Source organism: Methylococcus geothermalis, assembly GCF_012769535.1.
GTDB classification, from domain to species: Bacteria; Pseudomonadota; Gammaproteobacteria; order Methylococcales; family Methylococcaceae; genus Methylococcus; species Methylococcus geothermalis.
Genome location: NZ_CP046565.1, coordinates 2667458 through 2692024, shown reverse-complemented (window position 1 = coordinate 2692024; position 24567 = coordinate 2667458). Strand labels below are relative to the sequence as shown.

The window sequence follows — 24567 nt, the reverse complement described above, 5'->3', positions numbered from 1 at the left end:
GCGGCTTGACATTGATCCCCCGCTCGTGGAAAGGTAACCTCTCCAAGGCTGAAAAGATGCGAAGGGCCGCCCGGCGCATTCGTAGCAAGCCCTCCTCAAGAACCGTCTCGTGATCTGTAGCATAATCCCTCTCCGTGCCGGACCCCGGCTGCAAGCATTGACTATCTTCCGCCATCCCCATCCATGACCGAAGCAGTATTGAGAAAGACCGAGGCGGCACCGGCCGCGTCCGTCGATTGGGCGCAGGATGGGGATGGCTACGCCATGTTCGCCGCCGCCCTGCTTCGCCGCGGCAAGGTCCGTGAAATGGACCTGGCAAGGGCAAGGCGGCTCTCGGCGCAGGCCGACGACATGCGCCTCCCCGCCTTGCTGGTCAAGCTGGGCGTGGTGTCGGAGCGCGACGTGGCCGAGACTCTGGCCGAGGCCAGTGGCCTTCCCTTGGTCGGGCCGGCCGACTATCCCGATGTGTCGCCGTTACCGGAAGGTGTCGCAGCCCGTTTCCTCAAGGATCGCCATGCCGTCGGCGTCGCGGCCAGGGAAGACGGCTTCGTGGTGGCGGTGGAAGATCCCTTCGATGCCGAACTGATTCATGCGCTCGGCCTGGCCTTCGGCCAGCCGGTCCATCCCGTCGTCGGCCTGGCTTCCGAGATCGACCGCGCGCTGGAGCAGCAAATCGGCTCGGGGCGCTCGGTGATGGGGCAGATCGTCGAAAACCTGGGTGGCGACGAGGATGCCGATGAGGCCGATGTCGAGCATCTGAAGGACCTCGCCAGCGAAGCGCCGGTGATCCGCATGGTGAACCTGATCATGCAGCGGGCAGTGGAGTCGCGGGCCTCGGATATCCATGTCGAGCCTTTCGAGCAGCAGCTCAAGGTGCGGTTTCGCATCGACGGCGTATTGCGCGACGTGGAGGCGCCGCCGGTGCGTTCGACCGCCGCGGTGATCTCGCGCATCAAGATCATGGCCAAGCTCAACATCGCCGAGCGGCGCCTGCCGCAGGACGGCCGGATCAAGCTGCAGGTGCAGGGCAAGGAGCTGGATCTTCGCGTTTCCACCGTGCCCACGATGTACGGCGAAAGCGTGGTGATCCGACTCCTGCATAAGGAAAGCATCACGTTCGACTTTGGCACCCTAGGGTTCGAGGGTGCGGTACTCAGGCGGTTCCTCGAGATACTGGAGCTGCCCCATGGCATCATCCTGATCACGGGTCCGACCGGCTCGGGCAAGAGCACCACCCTGTACACCGCGCTCCATAAGATCAACACGCCCTCACGCAAGATCATCACCGTCGAAGATCCGGTCGAATACCAGCTGGAGGGCGTCAACCAGATCCAGGTCAAGCCCCAGATCGGGCTGAGCTTCGCGAGTGCCCTGCGCTCCATCATGCGGCAGGACCCGGACGTGATCATGATCGGCGAAATGCGAGACCTGGAGACGGCCCGCATCGCCGTACAGTCGGCGCTGACCGGCCACATGGTGCTGTCCACCCTGCATACCAACGACGCCGCCGGCGGCGTCACCCGGCTCATGGACATGGGGCTGGAGGACTATCTCATCACTTCGACCGTGAATGGCATTCTCGGCCAGCGCCTGGTGCGGCGGCTGTGCCAGCATTGCCGCGAGCCGTATCCGGCGCTGGAAGAGGTCGCCGAGGAAATGGGGCTGCGGCGGTTCCAGCGCGACGGGGAGGTGGTGCTGTACCGGCCGGTCGGCTGCGAACATTGCGGCGGCACCGGTTTCCGCGGACGGCTCGCGATCCTCGAGTTCCTGGTCATGTCCGACGAGGTGCGGCGGCTGGTCATGAGCCATGCCCAAGCCCGGCAGATCGAGGAAGTCGCCTTGCGCGAGGGCATGCATACCATGTATGAAGACGGTATCCGCAAGGCGTTGATGGGGCTTACCACGGTGGAAGAGGTCCTGCGCGTGACCTCGGACTCCTAAAGGCGGCGATGATTTCCGAATCGCCCGCCGCCGCTCCGATGTGATCCCGGGGTAACTCCGTGCCGCTATATTTTTACAAGGCCGTGAACCGTGACGGCGAAACGGTGGAGTCGGAGCGGGAAGCTTCCGACGAGATGAGCCTGGTCCTGGCGCTCCAGGGCGAAGGGTTGATTCCGATCCGGGTGGCGCCGGCCGGTGCCCGCCCGTTTGCCTGGCTCAGCCTGTCGCGGCGCCGCAACAGGATTTCGCAGAAGGACATCGGCATCTTCACCCGGGAGCTGCTGACGCTGTTGCAGGCCGGCCTGCCACTGGACCGGGCCCTGTTCGTGCTGGAAGACCTGACCCGGGAAAACGTCGCGCTCAACAGCATGATCGGGCGCGTGATCGAGCTGGTGAAGGGTGGCTCGCAGCTCTCGGCCGCGCTGGAGCGGCAGGAGGGCGTGTTCTCGCGCTTCTACCTGAACCTGATCCGGGCGGGAGAGGCTGGCGGCGCGCTGGAGGACGTGCTGGAGCGGTTGACGGACTATCTCGAGCGTTCCAAGGAGCTGAGGGACACGGTTTCCACTGCGATGATCTACCCCGCGATCCTGTTGATCATGTCCGTCGGCTCGCTGCTGCTGCTGCTCACCTTCGTGGTGCCACAGTTCGAGGAGATGTTCGAGACCGCGGGCAAGGAGCTGCCGGTACCGACCCAGATCGTGGTCGGCGTGGCCAATATCCTCAAGAGTTACTGGTGGGCGCTCCTGGGCGCGGTGTTGGTGCTGGTGGGCTGGGGACGCTACGAACTCGCCGAGCCCTCGCGCCGGCTGGTGTGGGACCGGCGTTTTCTCGGCTGGCCCTTGTTCGGCGATCTGGTGCGCAAGGTCGAGGTGGCCAATTTCGCCCGGACCCTGGCAACCCTGCTCGGAAACGGTGTACCCCTGCTCGGCGGTCTTTCCATCGTCAAGGAGACGCTCGGGAACAGGGCGGTGGCGGAACGGGTCGATACCGCCATGGACAATCTGAAGGAAGGCGGGGCCTTGTCCGGCCCCCTGAGCGATGCCGGCGTGTTTCCGACTTTGGCGCTGCAGATGATCAAACTCGGCGAGGAGTCCGGGCATCTGACCGAGATGCTGGAACGAGTCGCGGTCACATACGACAAGGAGATCAAGATCACGGTTCAGCGCATTCTCGCGTTGCTGGAGCCGGCGTTGATCGTTGGGCTCGGCATCATGATCGGCGGCATTATCGTTTCCATCCTGATGGCCATCGTGAGCGTCAACGATCTGGCTTTTTGATTTCCCACCACTTCCCTTTCCCTTGGTTGAGGTTTTCCTATGAAACATATGCGTTCTTTCCGCAGCGGCAGCAGCGGCTTTACCCTGATCGAACTGCTGGTCGTATTGGCGATCATCGGTCTTTTGGCCGGCCTGGTCGGTCCGCAGGTCATGAAGCACCTGGGCGAGTCCAAGTCCAAGACCGCACGCCTGCAGATCGAGGAGCTGGCATCGTCGCTGGATATGTACAAACTGGATGTGGGCCGTTATCCCACTACTGAGGAAGGGCTGAACGCCCTCATCGAGCAGCCCAGCACGGCGCGGGTCTGGAATGGGCCGTATCTGCGGAAGAAGAAGGTTCCGCTGGACCCGTGGAACAACCCGTTCCATTACGTCGCGCCGGGACAGCATGGCAAGTTCGACCTGTGGTCGCTCGGCCAGGACAATGCCGAGGGCGGCGAAGGCGAAGACGCCGATATTCTCGGCTGGGAGTAAGGTGCGCCAAGGGATGCGCGGCCATGGCTTCACCTTGTTGGAAATGCTGCTGGTGCTCGGCATCGGTACCATCCTCCTGGCCGTCGCCGTCCCCAACGTGATGCCGGCTATCGAAGCCGCCCGGCTCAGTTCCGCCGCCCGCGACGTGGCCTCTGGACTCCGGTTCGCCCGCGGCCAGGCCTTGAGCAGGCGCCAAGAGGTGCGGTTCACCCTTGACGTGGCCGGACACCGTTACCAGGTGAGCACCCGGCCCAAGGCTTTCGGCCTGCCGTCAGCGGTGGCTTTGAAGCTTTTTACTGCCTCGGGCGAAGTCGAGGGCGAAGGGGTCGGCAGTATTCGCTTTTTCCCCGACGGTTCCTCGACCGGGGGACGGGTGACCCTGGAGGCCGCCGGCCGGAAACGGCTGATCGACGTCAATTGGCTCACGGGCAGGATATCCTCCAGTGCGGAAGAAGCGGACGATTCCTGAATTCCGGTCCCAGTCCGGCTTCTCGCTGCTCGAGATGCTGGTGGCTTTTTCCATCATGGCCATCGCGCTGGGCGTGCTGATGCGGGTTTTCGGCGGTGCGACCCGTTCGGCCCGGATCGCCGAGGAATATTCCCGCGCCGTGATCGCCGCGGAGTCGGTGCTCGACGACGTCGGCGTGGAAATGCCGCTGGCACCCGGCGTGACCGAAGGCCGTTTCGGCGAAGAGTTCCGCTGGATTCTACGGATCGCGCCCTTGCCCATCCCCGTCTTCGAACAGCCGACGGGGCCCAATAACGCGCCTCCCACGGGCTCTCCGCTGGCCGGCCTCAAACTGTTCGCCGTGGATGCCAGCGTTGTCTGGGGGGAGGGCGAGGAGCCGCGGGAAGTCACCTTGAGCACCCTGCGGTTGTCCAACGAGAATCCGGGTCTCGGCCCCGGTCGCCCCCCTGTCGGCGCATTCGGGCAACGCATGTAATCATGGCGCCCCGCGGTTTTACCTTGATCGAGGTGCTGATCGCCACCAGCCTGCTGGCGGTGATGTCGCTGATTCTGACGGCGAGCCTGCGGATGGCGGCCGCTTCCTGGGAAAAGGGGGAGGTTTCGGTAGAGCGGGCCAGCCGCGCCCTGGTGGTGCAGGAGTTTCTTCGCGCCCGTCTGACATCGGCGTTTCCGATCCGCGAACCCGGCGAAATGAACCGGATGGTCCTGGCGTTTCGCGGCGGTCCGCAGACCCTGAGTTTCGTGTCCACCTTGCCGGCTTACGTGCGGGGCGGTCTCCATCGGTTCCGGCTGTATCTGGCGCAGCGGGAGGAAGGCATGGACCTGCGGGTCGCCGTCCTGCCATTGACCAACAGTCCCCAGGACCCGGTCACGCCCATTGACGACGTTCTCGTCCTGGAGGGGGTGGAGCAGTTCCGCCTGTCCTATCTGGGACAGAATGAACGTACCGGCGACCTGGCCTGGGTTGAGGAATGGAACGAACTGGCCATGCCGCGGATGGTCCGCCTCGCGATCAAGCCGGAAGGCGAGGATCCTTGGCCGCCGCTGATGGTAGCGCCCCGTCTCGACATGGCGCGGTGAACGCGGCTGGGATACCAATCCGCTACCACGCGAACACACTCCTGATACAAAACCATGGTTTACTCTTGTCCGTGGCTGAAGGTTCCCAGCCATATGAAGGTAGCTTGTTCATGCGTCTTCATCTCTCTCCCTTGACGGAGTGGCCGGTTTCCCCCTCATGCACCCCCTTGCTGCCGGCCACTCCGCTTTTTTTCGCTCGTTCCCGGAAAGGGACCGGATTCTCCCCGGCGTGGACGGTGACGGCGCGGGCCCCTAGCCAGAAAGGCATGGCGCTCGTCCTGGTCCTGTGGATGCTGGCGCTCATGACGATCATGGCCGGAAGCTTTTCCCTCACCTTGCGCCGCGAATCGGAACTGGTCAGCAGCGTCCGCGGCACGGCCCAGGCGCGTGCGCTGGCCGAAGGCGGGATCTACTACGCCATGCCCATGCTGGTCGAAAGAGACCCGGCCAAGCGCTGGAAGACCGATGGCACGCCTTATCCCCTAACGCTGGGCACAGGCCGCCTGATGATCCGCGTCCTGGATGAGGCGGGCAAGCTGGACATGAATATGGCGTCGGATGCCGCGCTTAGGGAACTGTTCCTGCAGGTCACGGGTGACGAGGATTTGGCTCAGCGCCTGTCGGATGCCATCGTGGACTGGCGCGATCCCGATGACCTCAAACGGCCCAGCGGCGCCGAGCGCAACGAGTATCAGGCCATGGGGAAAACAGGGCCACGCAACCGGCCGTTCCAGGTTGCCGACGAACTGATGGAAGTGCTGGGATTGGCCCCGGCAGTTTATCAGCGCATCGAGCCGCTGATCACGGTGTACACCGGGCGCGACGGCATCAATCCAGCCAAGGCCGGTCCGGAGATGCTGCGGATCGTGTTCAAGGGCGACGAAGCCGCGGTTGCCGACTATATCGCCCAGCGCGGCGCCGCCATCGGAAACGCTCAGCCGCCGATTCCGGCCAATCGCGCCAACAGTCCGATCAAACTGACGACCGGCGGCGATACCGCCTACAGCGTATGGGTCGAAGCGGTGCTTCCCGACGGCGACAAAGCGGCCGTGGAGGCTGTGCTGATGCGCCAGCAGAATGCGCGGGATTTGCCGTTTTCCGTATTAAATTGGAAAATCCCGCGTTTACATGAACTTTCCGGCGGCTTTTCCGCCATCGCCGGGTCTTGATGCGGAACCGTTCCAGCGGCCACGGAAACTGACATTTTCAACCCATGGTGGATTTCAGCAAACCGATAGACCTGGATGTCCAGGCTTTCCTGCGATGGTGGGGGAGCGAACTGGCCTTCCTGGTTCCGGAGCGTCTCCGGCGCCTCTTGGGAGGGCGGACCTCCTGGATATTCCTGACCTGGCGGGCGGACATGCTGGAGGCGGTTCACCGGACCGCGGGCAGCGAGCGCCGGCTCGGCTCGTTCACGCTGGACGAGGCGGGCCGCGAAGCCTGGCGCCGGCTGCTGGAGGCCGAGCCCGAGTTGGCCGAAGTCCGGATGGTTTTCCGGCTTCTGCCCGATCAGTGCATGACGCGGGTGGTCAAGCTGCCGCTGGCAACGGAAGAGAACCTGCAGCAGGTCATCGCATTCGAACTCGACCGCCTCACGCCGTTCAAACCCGACCAGGTGTATTTCGGCGCACGAGTGATCGAACGGCTCAAGGCGGCGGGGCAGATCCGGGTCGATCTCGCCGTGGTGCCGAAAGACCGGCTGGATTTGATGCTGGAGTCGATGATCGCATCCGGCTGGCAGCCGGACTACGTGGACGTGAGCGAGGATCCCTACAAGCGGTCGCACCAGTTGTTGCCCGAACGGTTCCTCATGAAAAAAAGCCGCTGGAACCGTTGGCTCAATTTCGGTCTCGCCGGTTTGGCCGTGGGGTTGCTGCTGGCACTCCTGATCGTACCGGTCTGGAAAAAGAGCCAGTGGGTCGAGCAGCTCGAGGCCGAGGTGCGAAAGGCGGGGAAGGCCGCCAAGGAAGTGGAGGCTCTGCGGCAGGAGGCCGAGCAGATGGCGCACGAGATGGGGTATCTGGCGCAGAAAAAACGCAAGGACCCGATCGTGCTGGACGTCCTCAACGAGCTGAGCAAGGTGATGCCGGACGACACTTGGCTGAACGGCCTCCAGTACAAGGACGGCCATCTCGTGGTCCAGGGGCAGTCGCCGTCGGCATCCAGCCTGATCGCCCGCATGGAGACGTCCGAGGAGTTCAAGAACACCAGTTTCGTGTCGCCCGTCACCAAGGATGTATCGAATGGCCTGGAGCGGTTCCAGATTGCGTCGGATGCGGTCAATGGGAGGTTTTCTGAAGCGCCTGCTCAACCTGAAAATCCAGGTCAGTAAATCCAGGGCTGCGGCCCTGGGTTTGCTGGCGCTGACTGTCCTGGCCTTGTACGGCTTGATCATGGCGCCGCTGTGGGCGTTGTCCTCCAGATATGACGAATCGATCGAAAGCCTGCTGTTCCGGCTGAAGCGCTTTCAGACGGTGGCGGCCGAAAGAGCGTATTGGGAGAGCCGCCTGGAAGAAATCCGCAATGAAGGCGAACAGGCGAAGAACCTGTTTTCCCAGGCCACGGCTGCTCTGGCTGCGGCGGACCTGCAGTCGCGCATCAAGGATACCGTGACATCCGCGGGAGGCGAGCTGATCAGCACCCAGGTGATCCCCGAGCGCAAGGAGGACCAGTTCACCCGCATCGCGGTGAAGGTGCGTTTGAACGGCAGCACCGAAGTGCTGCGCCAAGTGCTGTACGACATCGAATCGGAGCAGCCGGTGCTGTTCGTGGAAAACCTCAATCTCCGCCCGATCCGCGTTCCCCCCCGGCCCGGCCAGAAACAGGCGGTGGCGCCGGACAAGCTGAGCATCGACTTCGATGTGGTCGGCTATATGTCGCAGAAGGCGCCATGAACATAAAAGTGGACATGGGGAAACTGAGCCCCGATCTCAGGCTGTCGCTGCTGCTCGCGGGAGTCTGCGCAGCGCTGGCGCTGCTGCTCGTGGCTGAGTGGTTCAGCGTGGACCGGCTGCACCACATTCCACAGGTGTCGAAGACGGTGGATAAAGACAATGCCGAGAAGCCGGAAATCGGCCTTTTCGAATTTCCCGATCTCGGCGAGTTCGAAGAAATGGTCGAACGGCCCCTGTTCGTGGAAGGGCGCAGACCGCCGCCGGAGATCGTCGAGGAGCCGCCGCCGCCGGTCAGCCGCACTCCGCTGGACCTCAAGCTGATGGGGATAATTTTTTCGCCGACCGGAAAAACCGCCTTGCTGGTCGATCCGAAGGGCAAGTACAAGCGGGTCAAGCAGGGTGGCGTCGTCGGCGGCTGGGTCCTCAAGGAGCTGAAGACGGATGGCGTGGTCATGCAGCAGGACGGGGAGACCAAGGAACTCCCCCTCTTGAAGGTCAAGCCGAAAGTCGCGGCGGGTGGATCGCCGCCGCCGGCCGCGGAAGCCAAGCCCGGAAAGAAGCCGCCCGCCGGCCTCCAGCCGCCGGATGCCGATACGCTGGATGAAGAAGAGGGTGAGTTGGCCGAACCCGATGAGGATACCGAAAGCGACAGCGCCGAGGATTCAGAGGACCAAAGCGATGAGTAACCCGTTCAACGAATTGCAATCGACAGTGCATGCCTAAGTTCATTCAAAGAATCGTCGCCGTCTCGGTATCGGCGGCCCTCGGCCTGAGCGGCTGCGAGTCGCTCTTGCCCGACTATTACAAGAAGCCCGTTTCGCCGGACAGCCTGAAGATCGAGAAGGTCTCGGCCGAGCCTCCGCCCGCGCCGCTGGCGGAGGCCCAGACGGACATGCTCAAGAAGCCGGAGTACTACCCGCGGAAGGGCTCGGTGGTCAATCCACCTTCGTCGAGCGGTGGTGGCTATACGAGCGCAGGCATCTCCGGTGGCGGCACGAAGGGAAAAGGGGGCGGCCGGACCTCGCCCCGGAAGGAAGGCAAGTACACCCTCAATTTCGACGATGCCGACCTGTCCGAGGTCACCAAGGTCATCCTCGGGGACACGCTGAAGGTGAATTACGTCCTGAGTCCCAAGGTCACCGGCAAGGTGAGCCTGCAGACCACCCGGCCGCTGACCGAGGACGAGATGATCCCGACGCTGGAGACCTTGCTGCGCATGAACGGGGCGGCGCTGATCCGGGACGGCGGCATGTACAAGATCGAGCCCGACGCCCAGGCCGCGATCAGCGCCTCCGGCCCCGGTGTCGGCCGGGGGATGATGGAGCCGGGCTACCAGTTGCGGGTCATTCCTCTGCGTTTCATCAGCGCACAGGAAATGCAGAAGGTCCTTGAACCCATCATGCCGCCCAAGGCCGTGCTGCGGATGGACGAAACCCGCAACCTGGTCATGGTGGCCGGCACGGCGGAGGAGCTGAGCGGCGTCATGGAAGCGGTGCAGATTTTCGACGTCGACTACATGCGCGGCATGTCCGTGGCGCTGTATCCGGTCAAGAACGCCGACGTGCCGACCATCGCCGATGAACTGACGAAAGTTCTCGGGCTCGGCGGCAAGGGCGCCATGGGCAACGTGTTGCGCATCCTGCCGATCGAACGCCTCAACGCCATCCTCGCGGTCGCGCCGGAGATGCATCTTCTGCAGGAGGTGCAGGACTGGGTCGAGCGGCTCGACCGCTATAACACCACGCGCACCGGCAATGTCCACGTCTACCGTTGCCAGCATGTCGATGCGACGGAACTCGCCCGTACGCTGGGCGGGATTTTTGGCGGCGGGGCCGGAAGGCAGGGACCGTCGCTGGCGCCGGGCTTGACCGGAATGGATGTGGGCAGCGGAGGTTCGAGCGGATTTGGGGCTGCTTCCGCCAGTTCCGGCGGCTTTGGAAGCACGGGTTCCTCCGGTTTCGGTAGTTCAAGCAGTTCCTACGGCGGAGCGGGGAGTTCGTTCGGCGGTAGCGGCTCAGGTAGTTCCGGTGGGCTGGGAGGGACCACGAGCGGCAGCATGGGATCAACCGGCAGCGGCGGTGGGCTCGGCCGGTCCGGCGGCGGTCTGGGGGGATCAGGCGGTGGACTGGGTACCAGCGGTGGCAGTTTTGGCGGGAGCCGATCGGGTGCGGGTGGTCAGGGGACGACCATGACGCAACTGGGCAACAACGCGCGAGTCGTCGCCGATCCTTCGAATAATGCGTTGATCGTTATCGCTAAGAATCAGGATTGGAAGGAAATAGAGGCGGTAATCAGGGAGCTTGATGTATTACCTTTACAGGTGCTTATCGATGCAACCATAGTCGAAATTACCCTCTCGAACGAACTTCAATACGGGTTGAAATGGTTGATCAGTAGTGGTACCAGTACAGAGGCGCTTGGCAGTCCACTGATAAACGCAAACCCGATCAAGGATTTTCTCACCACCACCGGGGGCGCGGCAGCGGGGGGATTTAGCTATGCGCTAATTGCCAATGGTGGCAACGTCAAGGTGTTGCTCAATATGTTGGCAAAAGAAAATCTGATCAACGTGATTTCCTCGCCTTCGTTGATGGTATTGAATAATCAACAGGCCAAGATCAATGTGGGTGATCAGGTGCCCGTTCTAACGGGCACGACTGCAAGCGCGACTATCGGCACTACCCAGTTCAATCAATTCCAGCAGCAACAGTCTGGCGTTACTCTCCAAATACGCCCCCGCGTCAATGCCGGCGGTTTGGTTTCTCTGGAAATATTCCAGGCAATTTCTACGCCCTCTCAAGTCAAGGTCGGCAGCGATCAAATTACCTACCAGTTTGCCAACCGGGAGATACAGAGCATGGTGGCTGTGCCTAACGGCGAGACGCTGGCTTTGGGAGGCCTGATTTCGGATAAACGCACGGAGAGTCAGGTAGGTCTGCCGTACCTGAACCAAATTCCGATGATCGGCTGGATGTTCGGGTCTACGACGATCAAGCCAGAGCGTACCGAATTAGTCGTGTTGATTACACCCAGGGTAGTCGAGAAGAAGGGCGACATTACCTCGATCAGCAACGAGTTCCGCCGCAAGCTGACCAATCTTTATCAAGGCGAGCCGGATGCCCAGCCGGCGGCGGTGGTGCCTTCAACGCCGTAAAGGGGACAGCCGTGGCGCGGCTCACGCCCGCGCCACGGCCCAGACGTCGATCCGTGCGATGCCCGTCTTCCGCAAGGTTCGCGCCAGCTCGCTGACAGTCGCCCCCGTGGTGACCACGTCGTCGAGGATGGCGATGTGGCGCGCCTCGATTTCCCGTTCCAGCCGGAAAGCGCCGCGGATGTTCTTCGCCCGTTCTTTGGCCGACAGTTGGGCTTGCGGCCGGGTGGTGCGGCTGCGGGTGCAGGCATGCAGTTCCAGCGGGAGATTCAGGTTCCGGCTCAGGTGCCGGGCGATTTCCAGCGACTGGTTGAAGCCGCGTTCGCGGTAGCGGGAAGGGTGCAGCGGCACCGGGACAATCACGTCCGGCGGCTCGGCGTATTCGCGGAAATGGCGGGCGGTCAATTCGCCCAGGGTACGGGCGCAGGCATGGCGATGATCGAACTTGAGCCCGTGGATCAGATGCCGGATGGGCTCTTCGTAGTGGAACGCCGCGCGGCAGCTATCGAACGGCGGCGGCTGTTGCAGGCAGCGGCCGCAGGGGCTGGGGGCGCCGTCGGGCAGGGGTTCGCCGCAGTGTAGACAGGCGGTGCCAATCCTTGGAAGGTGGCGTTCGCATGCCCCGCACAGATCCAGTCCCCGTTCTCCGGGAGCTCCGCACAACAGACAGGTGGGCGGATAGACCCAGTTCTGTATAATATTCAGCCAGCCGTTTACGGTTTTCATGTCATTGTAGTTGACGGAAGCTGTCGGCGTGTTGGTGTTTTGGTTTTCAACGCCGGTCGTGTGTGAAGGTGAGTGTCTTTGTCCTCTCTTCGGAGACGATGCCGTTAAGTTAAGAGACATCCCGTCGCTCCGGCATGGATTCGCATACGTGCTCTGGCGAGTGCCGGAGCCCAGGGGGCAGGGAGGGCGCGTGCCCAGCACATCCTTGTGTCATGGATGCCGGCATTCCCTGCCGGCATGACGGCTTAACTTCGTACACCGCCGGTTCGCGGGTAGTCCACTGGAGATCGAGTGTAATGCAAGCAGAAGTAGCGGTAATGACGAACCAGGAGCGGGTTGGGGAACCGGTGCTGCGCCATGACTGGACCCAGGGCGAGGTCGAGGCCCTGTTCGCGCTGCCGTTCAGCGAGCTGCTGTACCAAGCCCAGAGCGTGCACCGCCGCCATTTCGATCCGAGCGAAATCCAGGTCAGCAGCCTGCTCAGCGTCAAGACCGGCGCCTGTTCGGAGGACTGCGCGTATTGCCCCCAGAGCGCGCATCACGACACCGGCCTCAAGCGCGAGTCGCTGATGCCGCTGGAAGAGGTGCTGGATGCCGCCCGCCGGGCGAAATCGGAAGGCGCCACGCGGTTCTGCATGGGCGCGGCCTGGCGCAGCCCGCGCGATGGCGACCTGGAGGCCATCGCGGCGATGGTCGAGGGCGTCAAGGCGCTGGGGATGGAAACCTGCGTCACCGCGGGAATGCTGAGCGATCCACAGACCCGGCGGCTCAAGGAAGCGGGCCTGGATTACTACAACCACAACCTGGACACCTCGGAAAGCTATTACGGCGAGATCATCACCACCCGGACCTACCAGGACCGGCTGGACACGCTGCAACGGGTGCGCGATGCCGGTATGCACGTGTGCTGCGGCGGCATCGTCGGCATGGGTGAATCCGCCGCCGACCGCGCCGGCCTGCTGATCGGTCTGGCCAATCTGCCGCGCCACCCGGAGAGCGTGCCGATCAACCTGCTGGTGAAGGTGGAAGGCACGCCGCTGGCCGATGCGGCAGCGCTCGATCCGCTCGATTTCGTGCGCACCGTCGCCGTGGCGCGGATCATGATGCCGGCATCCCGGGTGCGGCTGTCCGCCGGACGCCTGGACATGAGCGACGAAATGCAGGCCCTGTGTTTCCTGGCCGGGGCCAATTCGATCTTCTACGGCGAGAAACTGCTGACCACGGAGAATCCGCAGGCCCAGCGCGACAAGCAGTTGTTCGCGCGCTTGGGGCTGCGCATGGCGGGCTTGGGCTGCTGAGTTCCATGGCGTTCGACCCGGCCGCGGCCCTGGCGAAGATCAAGGCGCGCGATGCCCATCGGCGGCGGCGGATCGTCGAAGGTCCGCAGGACGTGCAAGTCGCCGTCGACGGCCGCTCCCTGGTCAATTTCTGCAGCAACGATTATCTGGGACTGGCGAACCACCCCGCCGTGCGTGAGGCTTTCCGGCGCGGCGTCGACCGCTGGGGTGCCGGCTCCGGCGCCTCCCACCTGGTCTGCGGCCACGCGGCGGCGCACCATGCGCTGGAAGAAGAGCTGGCCGAATTCACCGGACGTCCGCGGGCCTTGCTGTTCTCCACCGGCTATATGGCCAACCTCGGCGTCGTGTCCGCCCTGGCCGGGCGCGGCGATGCGGTGTTCGAGGACCGGCTGAACCATGCTTCGTTGCTGGACGGCGGCCTCTTGTCCGGCGCCCGCTTCCAGCGCTATCCCCATGCCGATGCCCGTGCCCTCGAAGCCGCTCTGGCCGAGTCCCGCGCCGAAACCCGGCTGGTCGTCACCGACGGCGTGTTCAGCATGGACGGCGACCTGGCACCCTTGCCGGCGTTGGCCCGCGCCGCCCGGAGCGGCAGGGCGTGGCTGATGGTCGACGATGCCCACGGCTTGGGCGTCCTGGGCGGCGAAGGGCGCGGAACCCTGGAGCATTTCGGCCTGGACGAGACCGAGGTTCCCGTGCTGGTCGGCACCCTGGGCAAGGCGCTGGGCACTTTCGGAGCCTTCGCGGCGGGTTCGGAGGATCTGATCGACTATCTGATCCAGCGTGCCCGCACTTATGTCTACACCACGGCGCTGCCGCCGGCGGTCGCCGAGGCGACCCGCGCCAGCTTGCGTCTCGTGCGCGAGGAGCCCGAGCGGCGCGAACGGCTGCACCGCAACGTGCGGCGTTTCCGCGCCGGCGCGGAAAGCCTCGGGTTCGAACTCGGCGACCTGATCGGCCCGATCCAGCCCATCGTGATCGGCGCCAATGCCGAAGCGCTCGAAGCCAGCCGTCGTCTGGGCGAGCGGGGCTTCCTGGTGAGCGCCATCCGCCCGCCTACGGTGCCGGAAGGTACCGCCCGGCTGCGGATCACCTTGTCCGCGTCGCACACCGACGAGCAGGTCGACGGCCTGCTCGAAGCGCTGGCCGCGGCTGTTCCCCAGGAGGCTTGAATGGGGTTGTTCGTCGAGACCGCGGGTCGTGGGCCCGATGTCGTCCTGATCCACGGCTGGGGCATGCACGGCGGTATCTGGTCCGATTTCGTGCCGCTGCTGGCCGGCCGTTACCGGGTCACGCGCATCGACCTGCCAGGACATGGCCACAGCCCGATGCGGGCGGATTGGTCGCTGGAAACCGTAGCGGCAGCCGTTCTGGAGTCCGTGCCCCAGCCCGCGCACTGGGTCGGCTGGTCGTTAGGCGCCATGGTGGCGCTGGACGCCGCCCGCACGGCGCCCGAGGTGGTGGCCTCGCTCACCCTGCTGTGCGGCACCCCCCGCTTCGTCGCCGAACCGGGTTGGCCGGGGATGGAGGCGACCACGCTGGCGCGTTTCGCCGAGGGTTTCCTGGACGACTACCAGGACGCCTGCCGGCGCTTTCTGGCATTGCAGGTCTGGGGCATGCCGGGCGAGAGGGAGTTGCTCCGCGAGGTCCGCAGCCAGCTGGCCGGCCGGCCGCAGCCAGAGCGGACGGCGCTCCTGGCCGGGCTGGACGTGCTGCGCCATGCCGATCTGCGCCCGCTATTGCGTGAGCTTTCCCAGCCGGTGCAGGCGCTGCTCGGCCGGCGCGACAAGCTGGTGCCAGCCGCTCTCGGGCCTGCGCTCGCCGAACTGAAACCGGGCTTGATCAGTCATTGCATCGACAACGCGCCCCATGTTCCATTCCTGACCCACGGCGACCAGACGGCCCGCCTGATCCATGAATTCATTTCCTGATCGGCGGGCCGAGGTCGTCATGGCAGGCATGGGTGTGCCCGAGAAGCGCTGGGTCGGCGCCTCCTTCAGTTCGGCAGCCGCCGGGTACGATGGCGTCGCGGCATTGCAGCGGGAGGTCGGCGAGTCGCTGCTCGCGCGGCTTCGCCCTCTCGGCCTGCGGCCGGGGCGGGTGCTGGACCTCGGGGCGGGTACCGGGTATTTCACCGGGCCGTTGGTTTCGGCCTTTCCCGATGCTTGCTGTCTGGCGGTGGACATTGCCGAAGGCATGCTCCGGTTCCTGCGCGCTCACCGGGCCCCCGGCGGCGGCATTGGGCTTGTCGTGGGCGATGCGGAAGCCCTCCCGCTGGCGGACGAGTCGGTCGACCTGATTTTTTCCAACATGGCTTTTCAATGGTGCGAGCGCCTGGATGCCGCGCTAGCAGAATGCCGCCGGGTGCTTCGTCCCGGCGGCAGGCTGGCGTTCAGCACCTTCGGCGAGGACACACTGGGCGAATTGCGGACGGCATGGCGCGCGGTCGACGGCTACAGCCACGTCAATGCGTTCGCGACTCGCCATTCGGTGGAGCAGAGCTTGCGGGCCCAGGGATTCTCGAAGGTCCGGGTGGAGGCCGCAATCGTAGGACGCGGCTATCCTTCCGTCATGGCGCTGATGAAGGAGCTGAAGGCGCTGGGAGCGCGCAACCTGACCCGGAACCGGCCCCGTCATCTGCTCGGCCGGCACACGCTGGAGCGGGTGGCCGAGGCCTACGGGCGTCTGCCGGGCATGGCCTCAGGGGTGACCGCCAGCTTTGAAGTGTTGACTGCATTGATCGAAAAATGAGGGTGCATTCGTGGCGCAAGGTTTTTTCATTACGGGAACGGGCACCGGGGTCGGCAAGACCCGGGTTTCCCTGGCGCTGATACGCGAGCTGCGCCGCCGGGGATTCCGGGTCGCCGCCATGAAGCCGGTGGCAACCGGCGCCGCGCGGAGGAACGGCAGCCTGCGTCATGAGGACGCCGAACTTCTGATGGCGGCGGCGGACGTCCCGGCGTCTTACGAAGACGTCAACGCTTTCGCCTACGAAACGCCGACCTCGCCCCATATCGCCGCCAGTCTGGCGAGGCGGCCCATCGATATCGGCGCGATCGTCGCTCGCAGCGAGGCATTGGCGAGCGAGGCCGACTGGGTGATCGTGGAAGGCGTCGGCGGCTGGGAAGTGCCCTTGAACGATCACGCAAGGGTAGCCGATCTCGCCGAAGCGCTGCGCTGGCCGGTCGTTCTGGTCGTGGACCTGCGGCTGGGCTGCCTGAACCATGCGCTGCTCAGCGCCGCGGCGATCGGCCGTTGCTGCGTGCGCCCGGCCGGCTGGATCGGCAACGTGATCGACCCCGAATTTCCCTATCTGGACGAATACCTCCGCACCCTGGACGAGTCGCTGCCCGAGCCCCGCTTGGCGCTGTTGCCATGGTGTCCTGGAGACGGCCGCTCGGGGGCGTCGGAACTGGTCCTGTCGGCGGCGTTCGAGCCATGGGTGGGCTGATTCCTGACCGCCCGTCCTTGGGGCTGGTCAGCCGGCCGGTTCGGTGATACCGTCCGCGGTGCTGGAATTCCCCAGCGCACTACATAATGAAGGAGTCGCAAGATGCGTAAGCCGATTGAAAAACTGATCCTGGTCTGGGTCGCGGTTATAGGCCTCGCCGGCCCGGTCTGCGCGGAGGAGCCGAGTGCAAGCCAAAAGCCCCAGGCGTCCGGAGGCATGGGAGGCATGGGCGGCATGGGTTCCGGCATGATGGGGGGCGGCGGCATGATGAGTGAGGAACAAATGGATCAGCGCGTCAAGATGATGCAGGATCACATGCTGCAGATGCACGAGATCATGGACAAGATCCAGGCGACGACCGATCCGGCGGAAAAGGAGAAGCTCAAGCAGCAGCAGCGCGACATGATCAAGCAGCACATGAAGGCGCACCATCAGATGATGATGCAGATGCAGCATCAGGGCGGAATGAGCCACGGCGGAAGCGCGGGAGCCGCGGCCAAGCCCTGATTCCCCATGGAACTGGGCTTCTTCGGCGCCACCGGGACGGTCACCGGTTCCAAATATCTGGTGACCGGGGCGCAGAGCCGCATCCTGGTGGACTGCGGGCTGTTCCAGGGGTTCAAGCAGCTCCGTCTGCGTAACCGCGAACCTTTTCCGGTGGCGCCGGCCAGTCTCGATGCGCTGGTCCTCACCCATGCGCACATCGACCACAGCGGCTACATTCCGCTGCTGGCGCGCAACGGTTTCGCCGGGCGCATCCATTGCACGCCGGCGACCCTCGATCTCTGCCGGATCCTGCTGCCCGACAGCGGCCACCTGCAGGAAGAGGAAGCCGAGTATGCCAACCGGCGCGGTTTCTCGCGTCATCATCCGGCCCTGCCGCTGTACACGCGGGAAGATGCGGAACGTTGCCTCGATCTGTTCGAGCCGGTCGATTACGGCCGGGAGGTGCGATTGGGCGGCGAATTCCGGTTCCGCTTCCAGCCGGCGGGACATATCCTCGGGGCGGCTTCGGTGGTGCTCCAGGGCCGGCGTGCCTCCCTCGCTTTCTCGGGCGACCTGGGACGGCCCCAAGATCCGACCATGCGCAGCCCGGCGCCTTGCCCGGCGGCCGATTTCCTCGTGGTGGAATCCACCTATGGCAACCGTCGCCACAGCGCGGAAGACCCGGTGGAAGCCTTCGGCGACTACATCGGACGGACCTTTCGCCGCGGCGGTGTGGTGCTGATCCCAGCGTTCGCCGTCGGTCGTGCCCAGAGCGTGTTGTACTGCATCCACCGTTTGAAGGCTGCCGGGAAAATACCGGATATCCCCGTCTACCTCGACAGTCCGATGGCCGTCGATGCCACCGAGCTGTTCCGCCGCTACCGTTCGGAGCACCGGCTTTCCTCGGCGGAGGCCGAGGCGGTGTGCCGGACCGCGTGCTACGTCAATACCGCCGAGGAATCCAAGGGGCTGAGCGCGCGCCGGACGCCGATGATCCTGATCTCGGCGAGCGGCATGGCCACCGGCGGACGCGTGCTGCACCATCTCAAGGCTTTTGCTCCGGATCACCGCAATACGGTGCTGTTCACGGGCTTCCAGGCGCCGGGGACGCGCGGCGCGGCGATCCTGGGCGGCGCCGAGGCGGTCAAGATCCATGGCGAATACGTTCCGATCCGGGCCGAGGTGGGACGGGTCGAAAACCTCTCGGCCCATGCCGACTCCAGTGAAATTCTCGACTGGCTGCGGCAGTGTCCCAAGCCGCCGCTCAAGACATTCATCACCCACGGCGAGCCCGAGGCCGCGGACGCGCTTCGTTTTCGGATCGAGCACGAATTGGGTTGGGACTGCCGGGTCCCCGAATACCGAGAAACGGTCGGTTTGGGATGAGCCGCCATGGCTGCCGGTGAGTCTGACATTTCCTGATGACGAACTAGGCCGGGTTGTCGCTCGGGATGAAGCGGCACTCGATATCAAGCTCGCGCTCGATCCGTTCCTGCAGAGCCTGAATGCCGAACCGCTCGGTGGCGTTGTGTCCGCCGGAATACATGTGTATTCCTGCTTCCTGCGCCTCGTGCCAGTCATGTTCACTCATTTCGCCGGTGATGTAGGCGTCCAGGCCCGCCTTTGCCGCCTCGGCCCAGCCGCCGTTGGCGCCACCGGTGATGATCCCGACCGTGCGGACCGGCGCCGTCGCGTCCGGCGTGGCCAGCAACACCGGATGTTCGAGGATTCCCGCCAGCCGCTCGCGCAGCGCCGAAGCCGGTAGCGTCAGCTGCAGCTTGCCCCGAACACCGGTGGGGCAGCCCTGATGGTCGCCGAACGGCGCCTGTTCGTCCAGGCCGATCCTGCGTCCCAGCACCGCCGCATTGCCGATTTCCGGGTGGGCGTCGAGCGGCAAGTGGTAGGCGAACAGATTGATGGCATGGCGCACCAGCGGAAACACCCGCCCCGCGAACGGTCCGACCAGCGGTCGGGCACCGTGGAATTTCCAGAACAGGCCGTGATGCACGATCAGAGCGTCGGCCCGCCATTCGGCGGCCGCAGCGACGGAATGGGCCGTCGCGGACACCGCGAAGGCGATCCGCCGGATGTCCTCGCGTCCCTCGATCTGCAGGCCATTGGGGCCATAATCGGCGAACGCCCCGGGATTCAGCAGCGCGGCGAGGAATCGTTCGAGAGAGGAGCGGGTGAGTGCCATGGCGCGCGTTGCAAGCAGTGTTGAAACCTCCGATTATCCCCCAAAGTCGCAATGGCTCTATCATCTTCAATCTCCCGACCTCGAGACAAGCCCATGACCGTTCCCCTTCTCGCCGATCAGCCGACGCGGTTTCTGGATCGCTCCCTGGAGGATTTGATGGCCGAACGACTGGCCTGCGACCCCGGCGCTGCCGCTCTCTCGCTATTCCAGCGTGCGGCGGCGGAAGTGCCGGCCTACCGGTCCTTTCTGGCGGCGCACGGGATTCGTCCGGACGCGGTGCGGACCCTCGCCGACTTCGCCCGCTTGCCTTTGACCGACAAGCCCGCCTACATGCAGGCCTATCCGCTGCCCGAGCGCTGCTGGGGCGGGCGCCTGGCGGCTTGCGACAGAATCGCGGTGTCTTCCGGTTCGACCGGCAAGCCGACGTTCTGGCCGCGGGCCTTGCACCACGAACTCGACATTGCGTTGCGCTTCGAGCAGGTGTTCCGCGATGCTTTCCAGGCCCACGCCCGCAGCACCCTGGCGGTGGTCTGCTTCGCCCTGGGGAACTGGGTCGGCGGCATCTACACCACCTCCTGCCTATGGCATCTCGCCCGCAAGGGGTATCCGATCACGGTGGCGACGCCGGGGAATCGCCCCGATGAAATCTTCCGGGTGATCGGCGAACTGGCACCGCATTTCGAGCAGACGGTGCTGCTGGGTTATCCGCCGTTCGTGAAGGACGTGATCGACGCCGGCGCGGCCGCGGGGATTCCCTGGGAGCGTCATGCGGTGAAGCTGGTGTTCGCCGGAGAGGTGTTCAGCGAGGAATGGCGTTCGCTGGTCTGCGCCCGGATCGGGTCCGACTCGCCCTGCTACGACACCGCCTCGCTCTATGGCACCGCGGATGGCGGGGTGTTGGGCAACGAAACGCCTCTGAGCATCGCCATACGCCGTTTTTTCGCTTCCCACCCCGAGGCAGCCCGCGAGCTGTTCGGCGAGTCCAGGCTGCCGACGCTGGTGCAGTACGATCCCTTGAGCCGCTATTTCGAATTGCACGACGGCACGCTGGTGGTGACCGGCGACCACGGCGTGCCCCTGATCCGCTACCACATCGCCGACCGTGGCGGGCTGGTCGGACATGCCGACATGCGGGACTTCCTGCGCGACTGGGACGCGCACGATCTCGCCGAATACGGATTCGATCCGGCCTGGGGCGAACGGCCATTGCCTTTCGTCTACCTGTTCGGACGGGCCGATTTCACCGTTTCGTATTACGGGGCCAATATCTACCCGGAAAACGTGGCGGTCGGGCTGGAGCAGCCCGGCATCGTCGATTGGGTCAGCGGAAAGTTCGTGCTGGAGGCGCCGGAAGGGGCGGGAGGCGACCGCATGCTGCTGCTGACGGTGGAGCTGTTGCCGGGCGTGGCGTCAGACGAGACCAAGGCGGCGAGAATCGCCGAGTCGGTGCGCACGGAACTGCTGCGCCTCAACAGCGAGTTCGCCCATTACACGCCGGAGGCGCGGCAGACCCCGCATGTGGTGCTGCGTCCTTTCGCCGATCCGGACTATTTTCCGGTCGGGGTGAAACACCGCTATACGAGGCGTTGAGCCGCAGACTCGATGTCTTTCGAATAGCGGCGGCCGATTTCTCAGGCGAGGAGCGCCGACGTGTGCTAGGCCACAAGCAGGACCTGGCCGATGACATCGCCAATCGGTTCGATCTCGCCGGGAAGGACGAAGCCCCAGCGCGTGGCCGGGTTGGCGGTACTGATCATTGGCGGCGAGCAAGGCGCGGGCATGCCAGAAGCCGGAAGGGATTGATCAATGGTGTCGGAGCCGGGGTTCGCGGTAACCGTCGGTGCCATCCGACGGGTGGGCCAGCTCGATTGGCAACTCGCTCCCCCTCGGAAGACATTGCCGGACTGACAAGGCATCGAGACTTTCGGGTAGGGGTAAAGGCAGAGTGGCCGAATCGGCTTCGTCCACGCCGCATGCATAGGTCGTCAGCCGGTAATGGGCCAGGAAAATCCCGACAAACCCCATCGTCAGCCAGAAGTCGGGCACACCCAGATGATGGCCCAATACCCCCACCCCGCCGAGTGCCCCATTGATGCCGACCAGCAGCCAGGAGGTTTGGCCAGGACTGAGGTTTTTCCGTAGCAGGATGTGATGGAGGTGCTCGCGGTCGGCCACGAACGGGTTGCCACCCCGCAGTCCCCGCTGAGCCATCAATCTGACCGTGTCGATGACCGGCAATGCCAGCACCCAGGCTACCGCGATGGGTGAAAGTATCCGGTTGGGGCCGCCTTCCACCATCTGAATCGCGACCCAGGCCAGGGCGAACCCGAGCAGCATGCTGCCGGAATCCCCGAGAAAAACCGAGGCCTTCTTGCGCAAGGGATGACGCATGTTGTAGGCGGCGAAACCGAGAATGGCCGCCAGCAGTATCCATTCCTTGAGAGGCACCGGCTGGCCGGCGAGCCAGGTTGCCAGGATGAACCAGGAAATGGCCGTGATCGCGCAGCCCGACGCCAGCCCGTCGATGCCATCCGACATATTGAAGGCGTTAATAAAGCCGACGGTGCACAGGACGGTGAAGGGAATCGCGAACAGGCCGAGCCGCAACGATCCCGTGCCGACGATGTCGCCGAGATCGTGAATCATCTTGTCTCCCCATATCACCATGATCAGGGCGGCCCCGATTTCGGTCACGAGGCGGAAGCGGGCCGACAAGCCGTAAAGGTCGTCGATCAGGCCGACCGCCAGAACGAAACCCATGCCAAGCAGCAGTATGGGAGAAACGATCCCGCTGTCGCACCCCGAAGCAACGACGAAGCCGCCGTAAATGGCCAGGCCGCCCGTGAGCGGTATCAGCCCGTCATGGGTCTTGCGCCCGCCGGGGCGGTCCACCAGACCGAGGCGCGCGGCGGGCTTGCTTAACAGATGGATGAGAAGCGCGGTGAACACGAGTCCCCCTCCCGAGATCAGGACGGGGGTCGCGTTGCCGAAGTCGCCAAGGATATCCTCGATCATCGCCATGGCTCTGATGACCTGCCTGAAAAGTCAATCAATTGGGTGCAGCCTGATTCGAGCCTGCACAGGACGACTGCAGGAGAAACGAGCTCGATCAACTATAGTCGATGATCCTGCAAGGAGGAAGGGTATGAATTACCGGAACCTATCCAGAAGGCCCGGCAGATCGGCCACGGAGTCGATGAGCCGGTCGGGCCGCACGGGGCTGGTTTCCAGATGCGAAGGCCGGAATTTTCCGGTTCTGACCAATATGCCGAGAAGTCCCGCGGACTGGCCTCCGCCGATATCCGCCTCGATATCGTCTCCGACGATGGCGGCTTGCTCGGGCGGCAGCTCCATGTCCCGGAGGGCGACATCGAAAAAATCCGCCGACGGTTTGCCCATGACCAATGCCCGAACGCCGGCGCAGTATTCGAGCGCGGCCACCAGGCCGCCGATGTCCATGCGCAATCCCCCCTCGGTTTGCCAGAAGCGGTTCTTGTGCACGGCGATCAGGCGCGCCCCCCGCATGATCGCGTTGAACATTCGGTCGAGGCAGTCGTGAGTCCAGACAACGCGGGTATCTCCCAGCACCAGGGCATCGGCATCCTCCAGGGGCGCCTGGGGGATGCCGGCGAAATCGGCCGCGACGTCGTCCTCCAGCAGGAGATGGGCCCGCAGTCCCGTTGTCCGCAAGTAGCGCAGCGCGGCTTGGGGAGCGCTGATGATTTCGCCTTGTTCCACCGGAAAACCGAGCGTCCTGAGTTTCCGTTCCAACGTGGCCAGGGATTGCGTGCTGGTGTTGGTGACGAAACGGCAGAGCCTGCCGCCGGCCTTGATCCGGGCGACGGCCTCCACGGCGCCCCGGATGGGCTGCGAATCCACATAAAGCACCCCGTCCAGGTCGAACAGCACGCCGTGAATATTCCGGTCGCTCTCGCCCATGCTTCTCCTTATTGAGTCAACTGGCAGGAAGATCCGTCCCGGAATGTTGCGTGATGACGGCATCGCAGACAAGAGCCCCAAGCGCGGGACCCGCCACGCCGGCCGGCTCGAATCCCCAAGCGGCGAGGGTGGATTTCCCCCAACAAACGGCGCGGGATTCGACCAGACTTTCCCTAACCTCATGTTTTTTCCGCCAGGTGGAGATGGCACGAACCGTGTTTGCCTTGACTGGCATCACCGTTCGGTTTGTCCCTGACGCCATGAACTCGCCCGATCCCGTCCGCGGCCCCACGGCCACGATCCATCTCCTGGCTTATGCCAGCCCGAGAACCCACACCCTCGATACAGCCCGTCAGGCGCATTCGGTGATCGCCAGCCTGAGGCGCAAGCCGGGCAACTGGATGGAACTGGATTTTTCCGGGGTGGACGGCGCAAGCCCTGCATTCATCGAAGAACTGTTCGGTTTCATCGAGCGGGAAATGTCCGACATCTGGCTGGTGCCGACGCACTACAACGAGAGCATCAGGCCGCTGCTCAACCGCCACCTCAGCCTCTTGCAGCATCGGCGGGACCAGGCTTGGTGCCTGGCCTCGATCGCCACGGAATTCGGAAGCTGCGCCACCTCTGCGGAGGTTTCCGAAGCGAAGCCCTGAGGATGCCGTTCTAACGCCGGGAAATCAGGGACAGGAGACCGCGGACCAGGTCCGTCGGTGTCGGCGGGCAGCCGGGGATCACGGCGTCCACCTTCAACACGTTGCTTACCGCTCCGCAGCTCGCATAATTCACGCCGAATTCGCCGCCATCGGCGGCGCACTTGCCGACCGCCACCAGCCACTTGGGCTCCGGCGTGGCTTCCCAGGTCGCCAGCAGCGCCGCCTGCATGTGGCGGGATACCGGCCCCGTCACCATCAGCACATCGGCATGGCGGGGGGATGCGACGAAATGGATGCCGTAGCGCTCGACGTCGTAGAAGGGATTTCCCAGCGCGGCGATCTCCAGCTCGCAGGCATTGCAGGAACCGGCATCGACTTGCCGGATCGCCAGGCTCCCCGCGAAGCGTCTGTCGAGCACAGCCTTGAGTTCCGCACCCAGGCGGTCCAGCTCGGGGTCGGTCAGCGGCTTGAAGGTTTCGGTGACGATACCTACGCGGGCAATCTTGCTCAAAATCTTGTTCATGGCGGCGGCTT

At 64.4% G+C, this 24567-nt stretch carries 25 protein-coding genes; 20 read left to right on the top strand and 5 right to left on the bottom strand.

The window, feature by feature from the left end; translation table 11 throughout:
• Positions 1-183: 183 nt before the first annotated feature.
• From gspE to gspD, 11 genes are all read left to right on the top strand, one after another.
• Positions 184-1941, top strand: a complete 1758-nt coding sequence (gene gspE / locus GNH96_RS12480) for a type II secretion system ATPase GspE (RefSeq protein ID WP_169603980.1) — start codon at positions 184-186, stop codon at positions 1939-1941.
• 59 nt (positions 1942-2000) lie between these two features.
• The gene (locus tag GNH96_RS12475; RefSeq protein ID WP_169603979.1) at positions 2001-3218 is read left to right on the top strand and encodes a type II secretion system F family protein; all 1218 of its coding nucleotides are present in this window, start codon (positions 2001-2003) and stop codon (positions 3216-3218) included.
• 39 nt (positions 3219-3257) lie between these two features.
• The gene (gene gspG, locus GNH96_RS12470) at positions 3258-3692 is read left to right on the top strand and encodes a type II secretion system major pseudopilin GspG (RefSeq protein ID WP_169603978.1); all 435 of its coding nucleotides are present in this window, start codon (positions 3258-3260) and stop codon (positions 3690-3692) included.
• Positions 3693-3705: 13 nt separating this feature from the next.
• On the top strand, positions 3706-4161 hold the full coding sequence (locus GNH96_RS12465; protein ID WP_169603977.1) for a GspH/FimT family pseudopilin: 456 nt from the start codon (positions 3706-3708) through the stop codon (positions 4159-4161).
• Positions 4136-4636, top strand: coding sequence for a type IV pilus modification PilV family protein (locus GNH96_RS12460; RefSeq protein ID WP_169603976.1), 501 nt, complete (start codon positions 4136-4138; stop codon positions 4634-4636). Before GNH96_RS12465 ends, GNH96_RS12460 begins: the two co-directional genes overlap by 26 nt.
• 2 nt (positions 4637-4638) lie before the next feature.
• Complete coding sequence (locus GNH96_RS12455) at positions 4639-5241, top strand: prepilin-type N-terminal cleavage/methylation domain-containing protein (protein WP_169603975.1); 603 nt, start codon at positions 4639-4641, stop codon at positions 5239-5241.
• A gap of 266 nt (positions 5242-5507) precedes the next feature.
• Positions 5508-6410, top strand: coding sequence for a type II secretion system minor pseudopilin (locus tag GNH96_RS12450; RefSeq protein WP_169603974.1), 903 nt, complete (start codon positions 5508-5510; stop codon positions 6408-6410).
• A gap of 44 nt (positions 6411-6454) precedes the next feature.
• The gene (locus tag GNH96_RS12445; RefSeq protein ID WP_169603973.1) at positions 6455-7573 is read left to right on the top strand and encodes a PilN domain-containing protein; all 1119 of its coding nucleotides are present in this window, start codon (positions 6455-6457) and stop codon (positions 7571-7573) included.
• A complete protein-coding gene (gene gspM / locus GNH96_RS12440; RefSeq protein WP_169603972.1) occupies positions 7524-8135 on the top strand; it encodes a type II secretion system protein GspM in 612 nt (203 codons plus the stop codon). The genes GNH96_RS12445 and gspM overlap by 50 nt, the downstream gene beginning before the upstream one ends.
• On the top strand, positions 8132-8821 hold the full coding sequence (locus GNH96_RS12435) for a hypothetical protein (RefSeq protein ID WP_169603971.1): 690 nt from the start codon (positions 8132-8134) through the stop codon (positions 8819-8821). The genes gspM and GNH96_RS12435 overlap by 4 nt, the downstream gene beginning before the upstream one ends.
• 29 nt (positions 8822-8850) lie before the next feature.
• Positions 8851-11289, top strand: a complete 2439-nt coding sequence (gspD, locus tag GNH96_RS12430) for a type II secretion system secretin GspD (protein ID WP_169603970.1) — start codon at positions 8851-8853, stop codon at positions 11287-11289.
• 21 nt (positions 11290-11310) lie between these two features.
• On the opposite strand, the gene GNH96_RS12425 is transcribed toward gspD, so the two are convergent.
• Entirely contained in the window at positions 11311-12012 is a 702-nt protein-coding gene (locus tag GNH96_RS12425) for a ComF family protein (protein ID WP_169603969.1), read from the bottom strand.
• A gap of 317 nt (positions 12013-12329) precedes the next feature.
• Here GNH96_RS12425 and bioB point away from each other — a divergent pair, with 317 nt between their 5' ends.
• The 7 genes from bioB to GNH96_RS12390 all read left to right on the top strand — a co-directional run bounded on the left by bioB (position 12330) and on the right by GNH96_RS12390 (position 18630).
• Positions 12330-13310 (top strand): biotin synthase BioB, encoded by a 981-nt coding sequence (gene bioB / locus GNH96_RS12420; RefSeq protein ID WP_228719846.1) that lies wholly within the window; start codon positions 12330-12332, stop codon positions 13308-13310.
• A 5-nt stretch (positions 13311-13315) separates the two neighbouring features.
• On the top strand, positions 13316-14479 hold the full coding sequence (bioF, locus tag GNH96_RS12415) for an 8-amino-7-oxononanoate synthase (RefSeq protein WP_169603967.1): 1164 nt from the start codon (positions 13316-13318) through the stop codon (positions 14477-14479).
• A complete protein-coding gene (bioH, locus tag GNH96_RS12410; protein ID WP_169603966.1) occupies positions 14480-15238 on the top strand; it encodes a pimeloyl-ACP methyl ester esterase BioH in 759 nt (252 codons plus the stop codon).
• On the top strand, positions 15222-16058 hold the full coding sequence (gene bioC / locus GNH96_RS12405) for a malonyl-ACP O-methyltransferase BioC (protein WP_169603965.1): 837 nt from the start codon (positions 15222-15224) through the stop codon (positions 16056-16058). Before bioH ends, bioC begins: the two co-directional genes overlap by 17 nt.
• Positions 16059-16068: 10 nt before the next feature.
• Entirely contained in the window at positions 16069-16758 is a 690-nt protein-coding gene (gene bioD, locus GNH96_RS12400; RefSeq protein ID WP_169603964.1) for a dethiobiotin synthase, read from the top strand.
• Between the two features lie 102 nt (positions 16759-16860).
• The gene (locus tag GNH96_RS12395) at positions 16861-17265 is read left to right on the top strand and encodes a hypothetical protein (RefSeq protein ID WP_169603963.1); all 405 of its coding nucleotides are present in this window, start codon (positions 16861-16863) and stop codon (positions 17263-17265) included.
• Positions 17266-17271: 6 nt separating this feature from the next.
• The gene (locus GNH96_RS12390; protein ID WP_169603962.1) at positions 17272-18630 is read left to right on the top strand and encodes an MBL fold metallo-hydrolase RNA specificity domain-containing protein; all 1359 of its coding nucleotides are present in this window, start codon (positions 17272-17274) and stop codon (positions 18628-18630) included.
• A gap of 43 nt (positions 18631-18673) precedes the next feature.
• Here the strand turns inward: GNH96_RS12390 and GNH96_RS12385 are convergent, their stop codons facing one another.
• Positions 18674-19441 (bottom strand): Nif3-like dinuclear metal center hexameric protein, encoded by a 768-nt coding sequence (locus GNH96_RS12385; RefSeq protein WP_169603961.1) that lies wholly within the window; start codon positions 19439-19441, stop codon positions 18674-18676.
• A 93-nt stretch (positions 19442-19534) separates the two neighbouring features.
• Here GNH96_RS12385 and GNH96_RS12380 point away from each other — a divergent pair, with 93 nt between their 5' ends.
• A complete protein-coding gene (locus GNH96_RS12380) occupies positions 19535-21031 on the top strand; it encodes a phenylacetate--CoA ligase family protein (protein WP_169603960.1) in 1497 nt (498 codons plus the stop codon).
• A gap of 213 nt (positions 21032-21244) precedes the next feature.
• Here GNH96_RS12380 and GNH96_RS12375 read toward each other — a convergent pair whose 3' ends face one another.
• Together GNH96_RS12375 and GNH96_RS12370 are read right to left on the bottom strand one after the other, a co-directional pair.
• Positions 21245-22462, bottom strand: coding sequence for an MraY family glycosyltransferase (locus GNH96_RS12375; RefSeq protein WP_169603959.1), 1218 nt, complete (start codon positions 22460-22462; stop codon positions 21245-21247).
• Between the two features lie 129 nt (positions 22463-22591).
• Complete coding sequence (locus GNH96_RS12370) at positions 22592-23380, bottom strand: TIGR01458 family HAD-type hydrolase (RefSeq protein ID WP_169603958.1); 789 nt, start codon at positions 23378-23380, stop codon at positions 22592-22594.
• 203 nt (positions 23381-23583) lie between these two features.
• Between GNH96_RS12370 and GNH96_RS12365 the strand changes: the two genes are divergently transcribed.
• Positions 23584-24033 carry an STAS-like domain-containing protein gene (locus GNH96_RS12365; protein ID WP_228719845.1) on the top strand — a complete coding sequence of 150 codons (450 nt, stop codon included), beginning with the start codon at positions 23584-23586 and terminating at the stop codon, positions 24031-24033.
• 10 nt (positions 24034-24043) lie between these two features.
• Here GNH96_RS12365 and GNH96_RS12360 read toward each other — a convergent pair whose 3' ends face one another.
• Positions 24044-24556, bottom strand: coding sequence for an NADH-quinone oxidoreductase subunit B family protein (locus tag GNH96_RS12360; RefSeq protein WP_169603957.1), 513 nt, complete (start codon positions 24554-24556; stop codon positions 24044-24046).
• Positions 24557-24567: the final 11 nt, after the last annotated feature.